Source organism: Xanthomonas sp. LMG 12459, assembly GCF_009192905.1.
GTDB classification, from domain to species: Bacteria; Pseudomonadota; Gammaproteobacteria; order Xanthomonadales; family Xanthomonadaceae; genus Xanthomonas_A; species Xanthomonas_A sontii.
On the sequence record NZ_NSGT01000013.1, the window covers coordinates 20711 to 35828 of the forward strand.

Below are 15118 nucleotides of genomic sequence, written 5' to 3' on the forward strand. Positions count from 1 at the left end.
GAAGGCCCTCGTCCGGGAGTTGGCGGTCAGGCCGCGACCGGGCAGGCAGCCGCTGGCCACACCAATGCGCAGGCGCGGGCGATCGCCGATCGGCAGGGCGCGATGGCGCCTCAGTCGGGCCGGGCGAAGACCCCGAAACGGCGTGCGCGCAGGTGCAATGGCTGGCCCGGCGCGTAGTCGGGTGCCCCCTCGCCCGCCGGCAGTTCCACCTCGACCTCGTCGTGGCCGTGCGCCAGCTGCGCGCGCAGGCGCAGTCGCGGGCCGCTGCGCTGGATCGACAGCACCGTCGCCGCCCAGCCCTCGTTGCCTGGCGCCAGGTCTTCCGGCCGCACGTACAGCTCGACCGGACCACTGGACAGCGGCGTCGATGGCGCCGGCAAGGCCAGGCCGCCGACCTGCACCGCCCCGTCGTGCAGACGCGCGGGCAGCCGGTTCACCGCACCGACGAAGGCGTAGACGAACGGCGAAGCCGGCTGCTCGTAGACCTGTGCCGGGCTGCCGATCTGCTCGATCCGGCCGCGGTTGAGGATGGCCACGCGGTCGGCCAGTTCCAGCGCCTCTTCCTGGTCGTGGGTGACGAACACCGTGGTCAGGCCGGTGCGTTCGTGCAGCTCGCGCAGCCAGCGCCGCAGGTCGCGGCGGACCTGCGCGTCGAGCGCGCCGAACGGTTCGTCGAGCAACAGCACGCGCGGCTCGATCGCCAGCGCGCGGGCCAGCGCCACACGCTGGCGCTGGCCGCCGGACAGTTGCGCCGGGTAGCGTCGCTCCAGATCGTGCAACTGGACCAGCGCCAGCAGTTCCTGCACCCGCGCGCGGATGCGCGACTCGCTCCAGCGCGCCTCGCGGCGCACGCGCAGGCCGAAGGCGATGTTCTCGTACACGCTCATGTGCTTGAACAAGGCGTAGTGCTGGAACACGAAGCCGACCCGGCGCGCCTGCACCGACAGCGCGGTGGCGTCCTCGCCGTGGATCAGCACGCGTCCGCGGTCGGCATGTTCCAGCCCCGCGATCACCCGCAGCAGCGTGGTCTTGCCGGAGCCGGACGGCCCCAGCAGCGCCAGCAGTTCGCCCTGGCGGATGTCCAGGCTGACGTCGTCGAGCGCGGCGAAATCGCCGAAGCGCTTGCCCAGATGCTGTACGCGGATGCTCATCGCAACCTCAATGTCGGTGAGTGGCGGCCAGCGCCGCGCCGTGGCGCCAGTGCAGCCAGGACTTGACGGCGAGCGTCAGCAGCGCGGTCAGCGCCAGCAGGCTGGCGCAGGCGAAGGCCGCGCTGTAGGCGTATTCGTTGTAGAGGATCTCCACATGCAGCGGCAGCGTGTTGGTGCGCCCGCGGATCTGTCCGGACACCACCGATACCGCGCCGAACTCGCCCATCGCCCGCGCACTGCACAGCAGCACGCCATACAGCAGGCCCCAGCGGATGTTCGGCAGGGTCACCCGCAGGAACGTCTGCCAACCGCTGGCGCCCAGGCTCAGCGCCGCCAGCTCCTCGTCGTCGCCCTGCTGCTCCATCAGCGGCATCAGCTCACGGGCGATGAAGGGAAAGGTGACGAAGGTGGTCGCCAGCACGATGCCCGGCAGCGCGAACACGATGCGCGGCAGATGCAGCGACACGTCGCCCAGCGGCGGCAGGTGCAGCCACACGCCTTCGCCGATCAACGGCCAGGCCCAGCCGTTGCGGCCGAAGATCAGGATGAACAACAGGCCGGCGACCACCGGCGACACCGAGAACGGCAGGTCGATCAGGCTCACCAGCAGGCGCTTGCCGGGGAAACGGTGCTTGCTGACCGCCCAGGCCGCGGCCACGCCGAACACCAGGTTCAACGGCACCACGATCGCCGCCACCAGCAGGGTCAGGCGGATCGCCGCCAGCGCGTCCGGATCCGAGATCGCGCGCCAGAACACGCCGACGCCGCTGCGCAACGCCTCGGTGAACACCAGCAGCAAGGGCAGCAGCAGGAACGCCAGCAGGAAGGCGAGCACGCCGCCGATCAGCAACCGCCGCACCCAGCGCGGCTCGTCGACCACCGAAGCCTGCACGTGCGCGGCGACGGCGGCAGCGCCGGCCTGCCCGGGGACGTGCGCGGTCAGCGCGGACACGACCGACGCCATCACGCCACCGCCCTGCCGCGCCGCGCGAACCAGGCCTGCGCCCCATTCACCAGTAGCAGCGACAGCAGCGACAACAGCAGCATCGCTGCGGCGATCGCGCTGGCGCCGCCGTAGTCGAACTCTTCCAGGCGGATGGTGATCAGCAATGGCGCAATCTCGGTGGCATTGGGCAGGTTGCCGGCGATGAAGATCACCGAGCCGTACTCGCCGACGCCACGCGCGAAGGCCAGCGCGAATCCGGTCAGCACCGCCGGCCACAGGGTCGGCAGCACTACCCGGCGCACCGTCTGCCAGCGCCCGGCACCGAGCGTGGCCGCCGCCTCTTCCAGTTCGCGCTCGGCCTCGGCCAGCACCGGCTGCACGATCCGCACCACGAACGGCAGCCCCACGAACACCAGCGCCACGACGATGCCCAGTGGCGCGTAAGCGACCTTGACCCCGCTCGCCCCGCTGACCTGCATCAGCCCGACATAGCCGATCAGCAGGCCGCCGACGCCCAGTGCGGCCAGGCTCAGCACGGCGACCGTGCCGAGCAGGCGCTGCAGCACGCGCAGCGGTGCCGGCAGCAGCGCCTGGCTACGCCGCAGCAGCGCGTAGCCGGTCGCCGCCAGCGCCAGCAGTAGCGCCAGCCGCGGCCACCACCAGGCCAGCGTCGGCAGGCTGGCCGCCAGCGCCTGCGTCGGCTGCTCCAGCCAGCGTCCGATCCAGCCGTTGCTGCCGTACAACGCGGTCAGGGCGATGCCGGCCACCGCGGTCGGCAGCGCGAACGGCAGATCGATCATCGCGTCGAACAGGCGCTTGCCGGGAAAGCGATAGCGCACGAACACCCAGGCCACCCAGGTGCCCATCACCGCATTGAACGCGGCCGCGGCCAACGCGGTGCCGAAACTCAAGCGCAACGCCGCCAGCACCCGCGGCTCGCTCCACACCCGCCACACGCCGTCCCAGCCCAGCCCGCTGGTCTTGAGCAGCACCGCGAACAAGGGGATCAGCACCACCAGTCCCAGCCAGGTCAGGGTGATGCCCAGACTCAGCCCCAACCCCGGCATCACCCGGCGCTGGCGCGGGGCGCGGGCAACGGCGGCGGCGGTCACGGCCATCGCGTCACTTGCTCGCCTGGATCTGGTCGAACAGGCCGCCGTCGTCGAAGTGCGTGGCCTGCGCCTTGGCCCAGGACCCGAACGCCTGATCGATGGTGACCAGGCGCACATTCGGCAGCCGCGCCAGATCGGCGCGATCGGCGTACTCGGGATGGCGCGGCCGGTAATAGTGTCTGGCCGCGATCTTCTGTCCTTCCGGCGAGTACAGGTACTTCAGGTATTCCTCGGCCACCGCGCGGGTGCCGTGCTTGTCCACGTTCTTGTCGACCAGCGCCACCGACGGCTCGGCCAGGATCGACAGCTTCGGCACGACGATCTCGAACTTGTCCTGGCCCAGTTCCTGCTGCGCTAGGAACGCCTCGTTCTCCCAGGCCAGCAGCACGTCGCCGATGCCGCGCTGGACGAAGGTGGTAGTGGCACCGCGCGCGCCGGTGTCCAGCACCGGCACGTTGCGGAACAGCGCGCGCATGTAGTTGAGGATGCGCTCGCGGTCGCCCTTGAAGATGTGGTCGGCGTAGGCCCAGGCGGCCAGATAGTTCCAGCGCGCGCCGCCGGAGGTCTTGGGATTGGGCGTGATCACCGACACGCCGCTGCGCAGCAGGTCGGGCCAGTCCTTGATCCCCTTCGGATTGCCCTTGCGCACCAGGAACACGATGGTCGAGGTGTACGGCGCGCTGTTGTCGGGCAGGCGCGTGGCCCAGTTCGCATCGATCAGCTTGCTCTTGGCGGCGATCGCATCGACGTCGTAGGCCAATGCCAGCGTCACCACGTCCGCCTCGACCCCGTCGATGACCGCGCGCGCCTGCTTGCCGGAGCCACCGTGCGAGGTCTCCACCGCGACCTGCTCGCCGGGATGCAGTTGCGCCCAGTGCCTGGCGAAGGCGGCGTTGTAGTCCCGGTACAGCTCGCGGGTGGGATCGTAGGACACGTTGAGCAGTTGCGTCTCGGCGGCGGCCGCGGCCCCGGCGAACACGCACAGTGCGAGCGCGAGCAGCGGGCGCCAGCGGCGCGGCGGAAGGCTGGACATGGGCGGTTCTCCGAAAACACACAGGCCGACGCCGCGGCCGATACCCGCCGCGGACCATGACGCATGCTGCGCAGCGGCAGGCGGCGGGTGAAATGACTTCACGGCAGCGGCTCATGCCATTTGTGCATGACGGCCGCGGCCGGCGCGGGCGCCGCGGTAAAATCGCCGCTTCTTTCCGCCGCGCGTGCCCGTCATGACCGACTCCCGCCTCACCCAGCACTACGCCGAGGAACTGGACGCGATCCGCGCCCAGGGCCTGTTCAAGTCCGAGCGCATCATCGTCGGCCCGCAGGCGGCGGAAATCGTCCTCGCCGACGGCCGCCGCGTGCTGAACTTCTGCGCCAACAACTACCTGGGCCTGGCCGATCATCCGGCGCTGATCCAGGCCGCCAAGGACGCGCTGGACACGCACGGCTTCGGCATGGCCTCGGTGCGCTTCATCTGCGGCACCCAGGACCTGCACAAGCAACTGGAAGCGCAGATCGCCACGTTCTTCGGCACCGAGGACACCATCCTCTACGCCGCCTGCTTCGACGCCAACGGCGGCCTGTTCGAACCGCTGCTCGGCGAGCACGACGCGATCATCTCCGACGCGCTCAACCACGCCTCGATCATCGACGGCGTGCGCCTGTGCAAGGCCAAGCGCTTCCGCTACGCCAACTGCGACATGGCCGACCTGGAAGCGCAGCTGCAGGCGGCCGACGCCGCCGGCTGCAAGACCAAGCTGATCACCAGCGACGGCGTGTTCTCGATGGACGGCTTCATCGCCCCGCTGGACGAGATCACCGCGCTGGCGAAGAAGTACAACGCGCTGGTGCACATCGACGAATGCCATGCCACCGGCTTCCTCGGCGCCAGCGGCCGCGGCTCGGCCGAGGTCAAGGGCGTGCTGGACCGGATCGATATCGTCACCGGCACCCTGGGCAAGGCCATGGGCGGCGCGCTGGGCGGTTTCACCACCGGCCGCCGCGAGGTGATCGAACTGCTGCGTCAGCGCTCGCGCCCCTACCTGTTCTCCAACTCGCTGCCGCCGCACGTGGTCGCGGCCGGGATCAAGGCCTTCGCGATGCTCGACGCGGCCGACGACCTGCGCGCGCGCCTGGTCGAGAACACCGCCTACTTCCGCGAGCGCATGGCCGCCGCCGGGTTCGACATCAAGCCCGGCACCCATCCGATCTGCCCGGTGATGCTGTACGACGCGCCGCTGGCGCAGCGCTTCGCCGAGCGGCTGCTGGAGGAAGGCATCTACGCCATCGGCTTCTTCTTCCCGGTGGTGCCCAAGGGCCAGGCACGGATCCGCACCCAGATCAGCGCCGCGCACACCCGCGCCCACCTGGACCGGGCGATCGACGCGTTCACCCGTATCGGCCGCGAACTGGGCGTACTCGCCGCCTGAGATGCGCGCCGCGCTGCGCCAACGGCTGTTGCTGGCGGCGCAGACCGACGCCCAGGCGCAAGCGCTGGAGGACGGCTGGGAGACCCGCTGCCTGCATTGCCGCCGGCGCCTGCGCCTGCGCGCTGACGGCGAACCGCTCGGACACAGCACGCTGGAACACGTAGTGCCACAGGCCTGGTTCGGGCGCCGCGTCGCCGCGGCGCTGTGCGCCCAGGTGGGCGACGATGCCAACGATGCCCGAAACCTGGCGCTGGCCTGCGCCGGCTGCAATCACGCCAAGGGCCGTCACCACGATGCGCGTGGGCCGCAGGATGCGCGCGCCCGCGAGGTGGTCGCCGCCCTGCTCAGCGCGCGGCTGGCGCGCTGGCGTCCGCCGCCGGCGCCAACGCCGTGACTTCCGCGGCGCTGAGCTCGCGCCACGCGCCCTTGCCCAGGTCGCCCAGTACCAAGTCGCCGATCGCTACCCGCACCAGCCGCAGCACGTCCAGGCCAAGCGCGGCCAGCAGCCGCCGGATCTGCCGGTTGCGGCCTTCGTCCAGCACCACTTCCAGCCAGGCATGGCGCTCGCCCTGGCGCAGCAGGCGCGCCTGCTTGGTCCGCAGCGGTTCGCCATCGTCAACCACGCCGGCACACATCCGTGCCAGCAGCGCCGCGTCGGGCACCGCGTCCACCTGCACGTGATAGGTCTTGTCCGGGCCGCTGCCCGGATCGGTGACCCGCGCCGCCCACTGCGGATCGTTGCTGAACAGCAGCAGACCCTCGCTGGCCTTGTCCAGGCGCCCGACCGGCGCCAGCCACGGCAGGCCGGCACCGTCGAAACAGCGGTACACGGTGTCGCGGCCACGTTCGTCCTGCGCACTGGTGACCAGCCCGCGCGGCTTGTTGAGCATCAGGTACCGACGCGCGGTGTCGGCCAGCGGCGCGCCGTCCACGGCCAGCCGGTGGCGGCCCTGCAGGATCGGGAATTCGGGATCGGTGACGATGCGTCCGTCGACGGCGACGCGGCCGGCGGCGATCCAGCGCGCGGCCTCGGTGCGCGAGCACAGGCCCAGCTTGGACAGGGTGCGGGCCAGGCCGTGGCGCGGCGCAGCCGGGATGGCGCTGCGCGCGGGCGAGCGCGGACGTGCGGGCGCCGCCGGGGACGACGCCGGACGGCGGGAACGCGGCGGCTTGGCCCCTCGCACGGCGCGGACGGGCGCGGCCGCGAGCGGCCGCGCGCCGGACTTACTGCTTGTTGGCGTCGGCCGGCGCCGGCGCCTCGGCGGCGGCAGCGGCAGGTGCAGCGGCCGGACGCGCCTTGACCACGCGCACTCCGCGCGCCTTCATCCAGGCGTCGAACTCCTCGGCGGTCATGCGCTTGCCGTTCTGGCTCATGTCGAACCGCCACGGCGTGTTGTCGAACGCGGTGGCCGGCTTGTAGGCGGCCGGATCGTTCGGCTTCACCGCGCCCGGGGTGGCGTTGGCCAGGCTCTGGCAGCCTTCGGCGCGCAGCCGCAGCAGCACGCGGTCCAGCGACTGGTCGCTGCTGTAGGACTGGGTCAGCACGCCGCTGGGCATACCCAGCTGCACGTTGCGACTGAACAGTTCCGAAGCGACCGGCGCGGCGACCGTGGCCGGCAACGCCAGCGGCTTGGGCAGCAGATCGCCGGAGCAATCCGGTGCGGCGTGGGCCGCAGGAATCAGGGCGAGCGCGAGCAGGCTGGCCGTCACGATACGCAGCATCGGTTTTTTTCCATTCAGGCGAGTCGACGAGCGAGTGTAGGCAGGCCCCGGCGTGCTTTCAACTGTTACCGGCATTACACGCGCTAAATAATTGGGATTGCTGAAAAAATTCAGCTTGAATGCTTTGTGCATCCTGCAGAAGCGGCTTCAGCCGCGGCAGGCATTTCCAGGACGTCTGTCGCGGCTGAAGCCGCTCCCACAACGACACCGACATACATTTCCCACCCCACAAAAACAAAGCCCGGCACGAGGCCGGGCTTTGCTTGAGACTGGAAGCGTCCGATCAGTTCTGGACGTTCAGCTCGGTACGACGGTTCTTCGCACGGCCTTCCGGATTGTCCGAACCATCCGGGTTGGTGTTCGGGGCAATCGGACGGCTCTCGCCGTAGCCGATCGGACCGACCAGACGCGAAGCGCTGACGCCGTTCTTGGTCAGGTAGTCGTACACGACGCGGGCGCGGCGCTCGGACAGCTTCTGGTTGTAGGCTTCGGTACCCTTCGAGTCGGTGTGACCGGCAACCTCGACACGCAGGTCGGGGTAACGCTTCAGGATCTCGGTGGCCTCGCCCAGGATCGCCACGGCGTCCGGACGCAGGTTCGCCTTGTTGAAGTCGAAGTTGACGCCCTTCAGGTCGATCGACACCGGCACCGGGCAGCCGTCCGGACCGATGGTCTGGCCAGGCTGGGAGTTCGGGCACTTGTCGTCGCAGTTGTTGACGCCGTCACCATCGTCGTCCAGATCGGCGCAGCTCGGCGCAGCGGCCGGCGGCGGCGGCGGGGCGACCGGGGCAGCCGGCGGCGGGCCCAGCGGGATCACGACGCCGACCGAAGCCAGCACGTCGCCGAACCAGTTCTGCGACGGAGCGGCAACGCTCTGGTCGTCGAAGTCAGCGCGGTAGGCCACTTCGGCACGCACGGCAACGCGCTTGTCGAAGGTGGTCTGCAGACCGACGCCGGCCTTGGCGGCAAAGTTGCCGTCCTTGCGCTGGCCCGGGGAGACCGGACCGCCGGTGTCGAACTCTTCTTCCGAGCGCTGGTAGCCCAGGCCGAACAGCAGGTACGGGTTCCAGCCGCGGCCTTCCTGGATGAAGTGGCGACGCAGGTCGAACGAGATGCCGTACTGGCTCCAGTTCAGGTCCTGGTTCTTGTCGAAGTTCGGGTTCTGATAGTTCAGCTCACCGTCCAGCGACCAGTTCGGGTTGATGAACTTGCCCAGGCCCAGGGTGACGAAGGGCGCATCGTTGGTGGTGCGGTCCTTGTCCTGGAAGTTGAAACCAGCCGAACCGGTCAGGTACCAGCGGTCGTCGAATTCCTGCGCGGACGCTGCCTGGGCGACGGCCAGACCGCCCAGCAACGCGGCGGTGAGAATTTTCTTGTTCATTAATACAACTCCTTGTTTCGGGGAGATAGAAACCGGTAGAGGCATGGTTCAGTACAGATGTCTCGTCACATCCAGACGGCCGTTTCCGCACGCCATCGCCGCGCACATTATGCGCGGCATAGTGAAGATGGCGTTAACGAGCACGTAACATGTGAAAGTCAACGCCAGCCCCTCCTAGGCCGTGGATACACCCTATACAGGTTGATGAAATCCCGCAATGCGGCACGGAGATGACCGTTTGCGGTCGTAGACAACGGCCCGCAGGGCGACCCAGTTCTCATCGCGGCCGCGCCCATGGCGGCGGGTCGGCCAACTCGGCCTGCATGAACTCGACGAAGGCCCGCACCCGCGGCGGCACCAGCCGGCGCTGCGGCATCACCGCGTGGATGCCGGTTTCGGTCAGCGGGTAGTCGGCCAGCACCTGGCGCAACCGTCCCTGCCGCAGGTCCTCGGCCACGTGCCATTCCGAATGCAGGGCGATGCCCTGGCCGTTGACCGCGGCATCGCGCAACACCTCGCCGAAGTTGGTCTCCAGCGGCCCGGCCACGCGGACGGCGATTTCGCCGTCGGGTCCCTGCAGCCGCCAGGTGTCCTGGCGGCCGTCGCTGCCGGTCAGCAGCAGGCAGGCGTGCGCGGTCAGGTCGGCCGGCGTGGCCGGGGTGCCGTGGTGGCGCAGGTAGTCGGGCGAGGCGCAGAGCATGCGCCGATTGCCGGCCAGGCGCCGCGCGACCAGGCTGGAGTCGCGCAGGGTGCCGATGCGGATCGCCAGGTCGAAGCCTTCGCTGACCAGGTCCACGACGTTGTCGCTGAGGTGCACGCTCAGCCGCACCTGCGGATGCAGCGCCATGAAGCGCGGCAGCAGCGGCGACACATACAGGCGGCCGAATGCCGCCGACATCGTCACCCGCAGGGTGCCGGCGGCGGCGACGCCGGCCTGGCGCAGGCCGCCGGCCAGCGATTCCAGGTCCTCGACCAGCGGCCGCCCCTGCTCGGCCAGTTGCAGGCCTTCCGGGGTCGGGTGCAGGCGCCGCGTGGTCCGGTGCAGCAGGCGCACGCCGAGCGCGCGCTCCAGCCGCTGCAGCCGCTGGCTGGCCACCGCCACCGACAGGTCCAGGCTGCGCGCGGCGGCGCTGATCGAACCGAGGTCGAGCACGCGCAGGAACAGGGCGATGTCGCCGATCCGGTCCATTGTGTGGATTCCATTGAAAGTCGTTCAATATTTTTACTGTTTTTGCTGAGAACCTGCAGGCCTAGGCTGCCGTCCTCCCGTCACTTCCGGAGCCGCCGCATGGCCGCCTCGCTCGCCCCGCATCCCCATCCGCCCGCTGCCGGGCGCACGCCGCTCGCGCTGTTCGCGCTGACCGCTGGCGCCTTCGGCATCGGCACCACCGAGTTCGTGATCATGGGCCTGCTGCTGCAGGTCGCCGCCGACCTGCGGGTCAGCGTTCCGGCCGCCGGGCTGCTGATCTCCGGCTATGCGCTGGGCGTGTTCGTCGGCGCGCCGCTGCTGACCGTGGCCAGCCGGCGCTGGCCGCGCAAGCGCGTGCTGCTGGCGCTGATGCTGGTGTTCACCGCCGGCAACCTGGCCTGCGCGCTGGCGCCGAGCTACGCGGCGCTGATGGCGGCGCGGGTGGTGACCTCGCTGGCGCACGGCACCTTCTTCGGCGTCGGCGCGGTGGTCGCCACCACCCTGGTGCCCCCGCAGCGCAAGGCCTCGGCGATCTCGACCATGTTCACAGGCCTCACCGTCGCCACCCTGCTCGGGGTGCCGGCCGGCGCCTGGCTGGGCCTGCACCATGGCTGGCGCGCCACGTTCTGGGCGGTGGCGGCGATCGGTGCTCTGGCCACCGTGGTGATCGCCGCACTGGTCCCGGCCGACCGCGATGCCACGCCGGCGCCGCCGCTGCGCGAGGAACTGCGCGCGGTCGGTCGCGGCCCGGTGCTGCTGGGCCTGGCGACGACGGTGCTGGGCTATGCGGGCGTGTTCGCCGTGTACACCTATGTGCAGCCGCTGCTGACCCAGATCACTGGAGTTTCCGAGAGTGCGGTGTCGCCGCTGCTGCTGGTGTTCGGCGTGGGCATGATCGTCGGCAACGTGCTCGGCGGACGCCTGGCCGACGGCCGCCCGCGGCAGGCGCTGCTGCTGAGCCTGGGCGTGCTGGCGGTGGTGCTGGCGGCACTGCCCCTCGCCTTGCCGTCGGCGCTGGCGATGACACTGGGCATCGGCCTGCTGGGCGTGGCCGCGTTCGCCACGGTGGCGCCCCTCCAGGTGTGGGTGCTGGGCAAGGCCGGCGAGGCCGGCCGGCATCTGGCCTCGAGCCTGAACATCGGTGCGTTCAACCTGGGCAACGCGCTGGGTGCCTGGCTGGGCGGCCTGGTGCTCGGCCATGGCGGCACCCTGTCGCAACTGCCGTGGGTGGCGGCGCTGCTGACCCTGGCCGGATTGGCGGTGGCGCTGGGCGCGCTGCGGCTGTCGCCGGCCACCGCCGCACCCGCCGCCAGTCACGGCGCGGGTTGCGCCGCCGGCGGTGCGGCATGAGCCGTCCGATGGCGACGGCCGCGCTGGCGACGGCGCTGCTGGGCACGGCGATCATGGCGGATGCGGCGCCGCGCGAGTGGGTCGCGACCTGGCAGGCCAGCCCGCAACCGCTGTGGGCCGCGGACTTCCCGTTCCCGACGCAGACGCCGTTCCACCTGTGGCGGCAGACCGTGCGCCAGGTGGCGCGGGTGAGCCTCGGCGGCAGCGAGGTGAGGGTGGAACTGAGCAACGCCTATGGCGATGCGCCGCTGCACATCGGCGCCGCGTCGCTGGCGCTGGCCGGCGACGGCGCCGCGACCCTGCCCGGCTCGCAGCGGCCGCTGCGCTTCGGTGGCAAGACCGAAGTGACCGTGCCGCCGGGCGCGCCGGTGCTCAGCGACCCGGTGGCGCTGAGCGTGCCGGACCTGGCCCGGCTCAGCATCAGCCTGTACCTGCCGCAGCCGACCGCGCCGTCGACCTTCCACTGGGAAGGCCTGCAGAGCGCCTGGCTGGCCGAGGGCGAGCGCACCGCCGACGCCACGCTGGCCGATGCCACGGCGCTGCCGGTGCGGCTGTTCGTCAGCGGCATCCAGGTGCGCCGCGCCGATGCCATCGGCGCGGTGGTGGCGCTGGGCGATTCGATCACCGACGGCGCCGCCTCGACGCCGGGGCAGGACCGGCGCTGGCCGGACCAGTTGGCCACGCGGCTGGCCGCGCAGCGGGTGGCGGTGCTCAACGCGGGCATCTCCGGCGGGCGCGTGCTGCGCGACCGCATGGGCCAGAACGCGCTGGCGCGGCTGGACCGCGACGTGCTGGCGCAGCCCGGCGTGCGCACCCTGATCCTGCTGATGGGCATCAACGACATCAGTTGGTACGGCACGCCGTTCGCGCCGGACGATGCGCCGGTGCCGGCCGAGGACCTGATCGCCGGCTACCGGCAGGTGCTGCAGCGCGCGCAGGCGCGCGGCCTGCGGGTGATCGGCGCCACCCTCACCCCGTTCGAGGGCGCGCTGCCGGACTCGCCGATCCCCGGCTACTACAGCCCGCAGAAAGAAGCCGTGCGCCAGCAGGTCAATGCCTGGCTGCGCGCAGGCAACGGCTTCGACGCGATCCTGGATTTCGATGCGCTGCTGCGCGACCCCGCGCACCCGGCGCGGATGCGGTCGGAATTCGACTCGGGCGACCACCTGCACCCCGGCGATGCGGGTTACGCGGCCATGGCCGACGCCGCCGCGCAGTTGCTCGGCGCCACCGCAGCCGCTTCCACCTCCGCTGCGACCGCCGCCGTCGACACCGACGCCGCGGCGCGCTGACGCCTTCTCTCCCCTCCCTTCCTCCTTCCCTCATCAGGAGCGTTCCATGGAATACCGTCATCTCGGCGCATCCGGCTTCAAGGTCCCCGTGCTCAGCTTCGGCACCGGCACCTTCGCCGGCACCGATCCGTTCTTCGCCACCTGGGGCAATTCGGATGTAGACCAGGCGCGGCGCCTGATCGACATCTGCCTGGAAGCCGGCGTCACCCTGTTCGACAGTGCCGACGTCTACTCCGGCGGCGCCGCCGAATCGGTGCTGGGCGCCGCGATCAAGGGCCGCCGCGACCAGGTGCTGCTGTCGACCAAGGCCGGCTTCCGCTTCGACCGCGCCGCAGCCAACAGCGTCGGTTCCTCACGCTTCCACCTGGTCCGCGCGGTGGAAGCGGCGCTGACCCGCCTGGGCACCGACTACCTCGACCTGTTCCAGTTGCACGGCTTCGACGCGCACACGCCGGTGGAGGAAACCCTGTCCACGCTCGACGACCTGGTACGCGCCGGCAAGATCCGCTACCTGGGCGTGTCCAACTTCTCCGGCTGGCAGCTGATGAAGTCGCTGGCGGTGGCCGACCGTCACGGCTGGTCGCGCTATGTCGCGCACCAGGCCTATTACTCGTTGATCGGCCGCGACTACGAGGAGGAACTGATGCCGCTGGGCCTGGACCAGGGCGTGGGCGCGCTGGTGTGGAGCCCGCTGGGCTGGGGCCGGCTGACCGGCAAGCTGCGCCGCGGCCAGCCGCTGCCGGAAAGCAGCCGCCTGCACGACAAGGCGGTCACCGAGGCCGGGCCGCCGGTGGAGGAAGAGCGCCTGTACCGGGTGATCGACGCCCTGGAAGCCATCGCCGCCGAAACCGGCCGCAGCGTGCCGCAGATCGCACTGAACTGGCTGTTGCAGCGGCCGACGGTCAGCAGCGTGATCATTGGTGCACGGACCGAAGACCAGTTGCGGCAGAATCTGGGGGCGGTCGGCTGGACCCTCGATGCCGCCCACGTGCAACAGCTGGATGCGGCCAGCGCGGCGGTACCGGCGTATCCGTACTGGCACCAGCGCGGGTTCGCCGAGCGCAACCCGCGGCCGGTCTGAGCCGCGGCCGTGCCCTCCTTTCCCTCACGTCCAGGAGCCTCCATGAAAGCGGTCGCTACCCTCCATCCCCTTCCGATCGACGATCCGCAGTCGCTGCACGACCTCGACCTGCCGACGCCGCCCGCGCCCGCCGGCCACGACCTGCTGGTGCGGGTGGAGGCGGTATCGGTCAATCCGGTGGACACCAAGGTCCGCGCCAAGGGCGCGAGCGACGGCCAGCCCAAGGTGCTGGGCTACGACGCCGCCGGCGTGGTCGAGGCGGTCGGGCCCGAGGTCGACGGTTTCGAGCCGGGCGACGAGGTCTACTACGCCGGCGACATCACCCGCGCCGGCAGCAACGCGCAATACCAACTGGTGGATGCGCGCATCGTCGCGCGCAAGCCGGCCACGCTGGACTTCGCCCAGGCCGCGGCGCTGCCGCTGACCACCCTGACCGCCTGGGAGCTGCTGTTCCAGCGCATGCCGTTCGACTTCGACGACGAACACAACCGCGGCCGCCGCCTGCTGGTGATCGGCGGCGCCGGCGGGGTCGGCTCGATCGCGATCCAGTTGGCGCGGCATGCCGGCTTCGAGGTGATCGCCACCGCCTCGCGGCCGCAGACCCGCGACTGGTGCCTGCAACTCGGCGCGCACCACGTCATCGACCATCGCCAGGCGCTGGCGCCGCAGCTGCAGGCACTGGGCATCGACCAGGTGGACGCCGCGTTGAACCTGGCCGACACCGACCGCTACTGGCAGGCGCTGGGCGAGTTGCTGGCGCCGCAAGGCCACGTCGGCCTGATCGTCGAACCGAGCGGTCCACTGCACATCGGCGACCCGTACAAGGCCAAGTGCATCGGCATCCACTGGGAAATGATGTTCGCGCGCGCCCGGTTCCGCACCGAGGACATGATCGAACAGCACCGCATCCTGGCACGCACCGCTAGCCTGGTGGACGCCGGCGAACTGCGCACCACCCTGACCGAGACCCTGACCCCGATCAACGCCACCACCCTGCGCGAGGCGCACCGACGCCTGGAGTCGGGCAGCACCATCGGCAAACTGGCGCTGGTCGGCTGGGGCTGAGCAGGCGGCGCAGCGATCGAAACATTGGCGCGATCGCCCCGCCGACCGTAACCGCTCCCGCTCCTGCTCCTGCTCCCGCTGTTGCTTGTGCTGTTGCTGTGCTTTTGATCTACCGGGTCCCCTCGGCGCGGCAGCCACGGCGGGCGAATACCCGAAGGGCGACGCGCAGGATGCGCGTCGTTTTCCGCCGGCACATGGATGTGCCGTCGGAAAATGCCCGACGTGGCTGCGAACCTGGAGCGCGTTAGCGCGGAAGGCGCGCTGCGGGGTGTGCTTTCTTTTGGTTACTTTTCTTTGCACAAGCAAAGAAAAGTGACCCGCGCCAGCGGAAGCTGTTGCCGTTGCTCTGCTTTTTTTCTGTCGGACGCACGAAACTTGTAGGAGCGGCTTCAGCCGCGCC

At 70.4% G+C, this 15118-nt stretch carries 14 protein-coding genes; 6 read left to right on the plus strand and 8 right to left on the minus strand.

Features of this window, described 5'->3' with window-relative positions:
- Nucleotides 1-110: 110 nt before the first annotated feature.
- Genes CEK65_RS02820 through CEK65_RS02840 form a run of 4 tightly spaced genes read right to left on the minus strand, consistent with a single transcriptional unit; the run spans nucleotide 111 to nucleotide 4242 of the window.
- Nucleotides 111-1151 (minus strand): sulfate/molybdate ABC transporter ATP-binding protein, encoded by a 1041-nt coding sequence (locus tag CEK65_RS02820; RefSeq protein WP_017914302.1) that lies wholly within the window; start codon nucleotides 1149-1151, stop codon nucleotides 111-113.
- A 7-nt stretch (nucleotides 1152-1158) separates the two neighbouring features.
- The gene (gene cysW, locus CEK65_RS02825; protein ID WP_152180707.1) at nucleotides 1159-2115 is read right to left on the minus strand and encodes a sulfate ABC transporter permease subunit CysW; all 957 of its coding nucleotides are present in this window, start codon (nucleotides 2113-2115) and stop codon (nucleotides 1159-1161) included.
- Nucleotides 2115-3215, minus strand: coding sequence for an ABC transporter permease subunit (locus CEK65_RS21325; RefSeq protein ID WP_043092975.1), 1101 nt, complete (start codon nucleotides 3213-3215; stop codon nucleotides 2115-2117). Before CEK65_RS21325 ends, cysW begins: the two co-directional genes overlap by 1 nt.
- A 4-nt stretch (nucleotides 3216-3219) precedes the next feature.
- A complete protein-coding gene (locus tag CEK65_RS02840) occupies nucleotides 3220-4242 on the minus strand; it encodes a sulfate ABC transporter substrate-binding protein (protein WP_152180708.1) in 1023 nt (340 codons plus the stop codon).
- 193 nt (nucleotides 4243-4435) lie between these two features.
- Between CEK65_RS02840 and kbl the strand changes: the two genes are divergently transcribed.
- Entirely contained in the window at nucleotides 4436-5638 is a 1203-nt protein-coding gene (gene kbl, locus CEK65_RS02845; protein WP_148829681.1) for a glycine C-acetyltransferase, read from the plus strand.
- Between the two features lies 1 nt (nucleotide 5639).
- Nucleotides 5640-6032: an HNH endonuclease gene (locus CEK65_RS02850; protein ID WP_148829682.1), complete on the plus strand. Its 393-nt coding sequence runs from the start codon at nucleotides 5640-5642 to the stop codon at nucleotides 6030-6032.
- On the opposite strand, the gene CEK65_RS02855 is transcribed toward CEK65_RS02850, so the two are convergent.
- From CEK65_RS02855 to CEK65_RS02870, 4 genes are all read right to left on the minus strand, one after another.
- The gene (locus tag CEK65_RS02855; protein WP_226980456.1) at nucleotides 5983-6735 is read right to left on the minus strand and encodes a pseudouridine synthase; all 753 of its coding nucleotides are present in this window, start codon (nucleotides 6733-6735) and stop codon (nucleotides 5983-5985) included. The two genes, CEK65_RS02850 and CEK65_RS02855, sit on opposite strands and share 50 nt — an antisense overlap.
- 127 nt (nucleotides 6736-6862) lie before the next feature.
- Nucleotides 6863-7360: a hypothetical protein gene (locus CEK65_RS02860; protein ID WP_148829683.1), complete on the minus strand. Its 498-nt coding sequence runs from the start codon at nucleotides 7358-7360 to the stop codon at nucleotides 6863-6865.
- A 283-nt stretch (nucleotides 7361-7643) separates the two neighbouring features.
- Nucleotides 7644-8741: an OmpA family protein gene (locus CEK65_RS02865; RefSeq protein WP_017909479.1), complete on the minus strand. Its 1098-nt coding sequence runs from the start codon at nucleotides 8739-8741 to the stop codon at nucleotides 7644-7646.
- 277 nt (nucleotides 8742-9018) lie between these two features.
- A complete protein-coding gene (locus tag CEK65_RS02870; protein WP_152180710.1) occupies nucleotides 9019-9930 on the minus strand; it encodes a LysR family transcriptional regulator in 912 nt (303 codons plus the stop codon).
- Between the two features lie 99 nt (nucleotides 9931-10029).
- Here CEK65_RS02870 and CEK65_RS02875 point away from each other — a divergent pair, with 99 nt between their 5' ends.
- The 4 genes from CEK65_RS02875 to CEK65_RS02890 are packed head-to-tail and all read left to right on the plus strand — an operon-like array spanning nucleotide 10030 to nucleotide 14718.
- On the plus strand, nucleotides 10030-11280 hold the full coding sequence (locus CEK65_RS02875; protein ID WP_152180711.1) for an MFS transporter: 1251 nt from the start codon (nucleotides 10030-10032) through the stop codon (nucleotides 11278-11280).
- The gene (locus CEK65_RS02880) at nucleotides 11277-12572 is read left to right on the plus strand and encodes an SGNH/GDSL hydrolase family protein (RefSeq protein ID WP_152180712.1); all 1296 of its coding nucleotides are present in this window, start codon (nucleotides 11277-11279) and stop codon (nucleotides 12570-12572) included. The genes CEK65_RS02875 and CEK65_RS02880 overlap by 4 nt, the downstream gene beginning before the upstream one ends.
- A gap of 46 nt (nucleotides 12573-12618) precedes the next feature.
- Nucleotides 12619-13653 (plus strand): aldo/keto reductase, encoded by a 1035-nt coding sequence (locus CEK65_RS02885; RefSeq protein ID WP_152180713.1) that lies wholly within the window; start codon nucleotides 12619-12621, stop codon nucleotides 13651-13653.
- A 42-nt stretch (nucleotides 13654-13695) separates the two neighbouring features.
- A complete protein-coding gene (locus CEK65_RS02890; protein WP_152180714.1) occupies nucleotides 13696-14718 on the plus strand; it encodes a zinc-binding alcohol dehydrogenase family protein in 1023 nt (340 codons plus the stop codon).
- Nucleotides 14719-15118 lie beyond the last annotated feature (400 nt).

Coding starts and splice junctions, on each gene's coding strand:
- CEK65_RS02885 (WP_152180713.1), top strand. CDS start 12,619: ATGGAATACCGTCATCTCGGCGCATCCGGCTTCAAGGTCCCCGTGCTC.
- CEK65_RS02820 (WP_017914302.1), bottom strand. CDS start 1,151: ATGAGCATCCGCGTACAGCATCTGGGCAAGCGCTTCGGCGATTTCGCC.
- CEK65_RS02880 (WP_152180712.1), top strand. CDS start 11,277: ATGAGCCGTCCGATGGCGACGGCCGCGCTGGCGACGGCGCTGCTGGGC.
- kbl (WP_148829681.1), top strand. CDS start 4,436: ATGACCGACTCCCGCCTCACCCAGCACTACGCCGAGGAACTGGACGCG.
- CEK65_RS02875 (WP_152180711.1), top strand. CDS start 10,030: ATGGCCGCCTCGCTCGCCCCGCATCCCCATCCGCCCGCTGCCGGGCGC.
- CEK65_RS02860 (WP_148829683.1), bottom strand. CDS start 7,360: ATGCTGCGTATCGTGACGGCCAGCCTGCTCGCGCTCGCCCTGATTCCT.
- CEK65_RS02850 (WP_148829682.1), top strand. CDS start 5,640: ATGCGCGCCGCGCTGCGCCAACGGCTGTTGCTGGCGGCGCAGACCGAC.
- CEK65_RS02890 (WP_152180714.1), top strand. CDS start 13,696: ATGAAAGCGGTCGCTACCCTCCATCCCCTTCCGATCGACGATCCGCAG.
- cysW (WP_152180707.1), bottom strand. CDS start 2,115: ATGGCGTCGGTCGTGTCCGCGCTGACCGCGCACGTCCCCGGGCAGGCC.
- CEK65_RS02865 (WP_017909479.1), bottom strand. CDS start 8,741: ATGAACAAGAAAATTCTCACCGCCGCGTTGCTGGGCGGTCTGGCCGTC.
- CEK65_RS02840 (WP_152180708.1), bottom strand. CDS start 4,242: ATGTCCAGCCTTCCGCCGCGCCGCTGGCGCCCGCTGCTCGCGCTCGCA.
- CEK65_RS21325 (WP_043092975.1), bottom strand. CDS start 3,215: ATGGCCGTGACCGCCGCCGCCGTTGCCCGCGCCCCGCGCCAGCGCCGG.
- CEK65_RS02870 (WP_152180710.1), bottom strand. CDS start 9,930: ATGGACCGGATCGGCGACATCGCCCTGTTCCTGCGCGTGCTCGACCTC.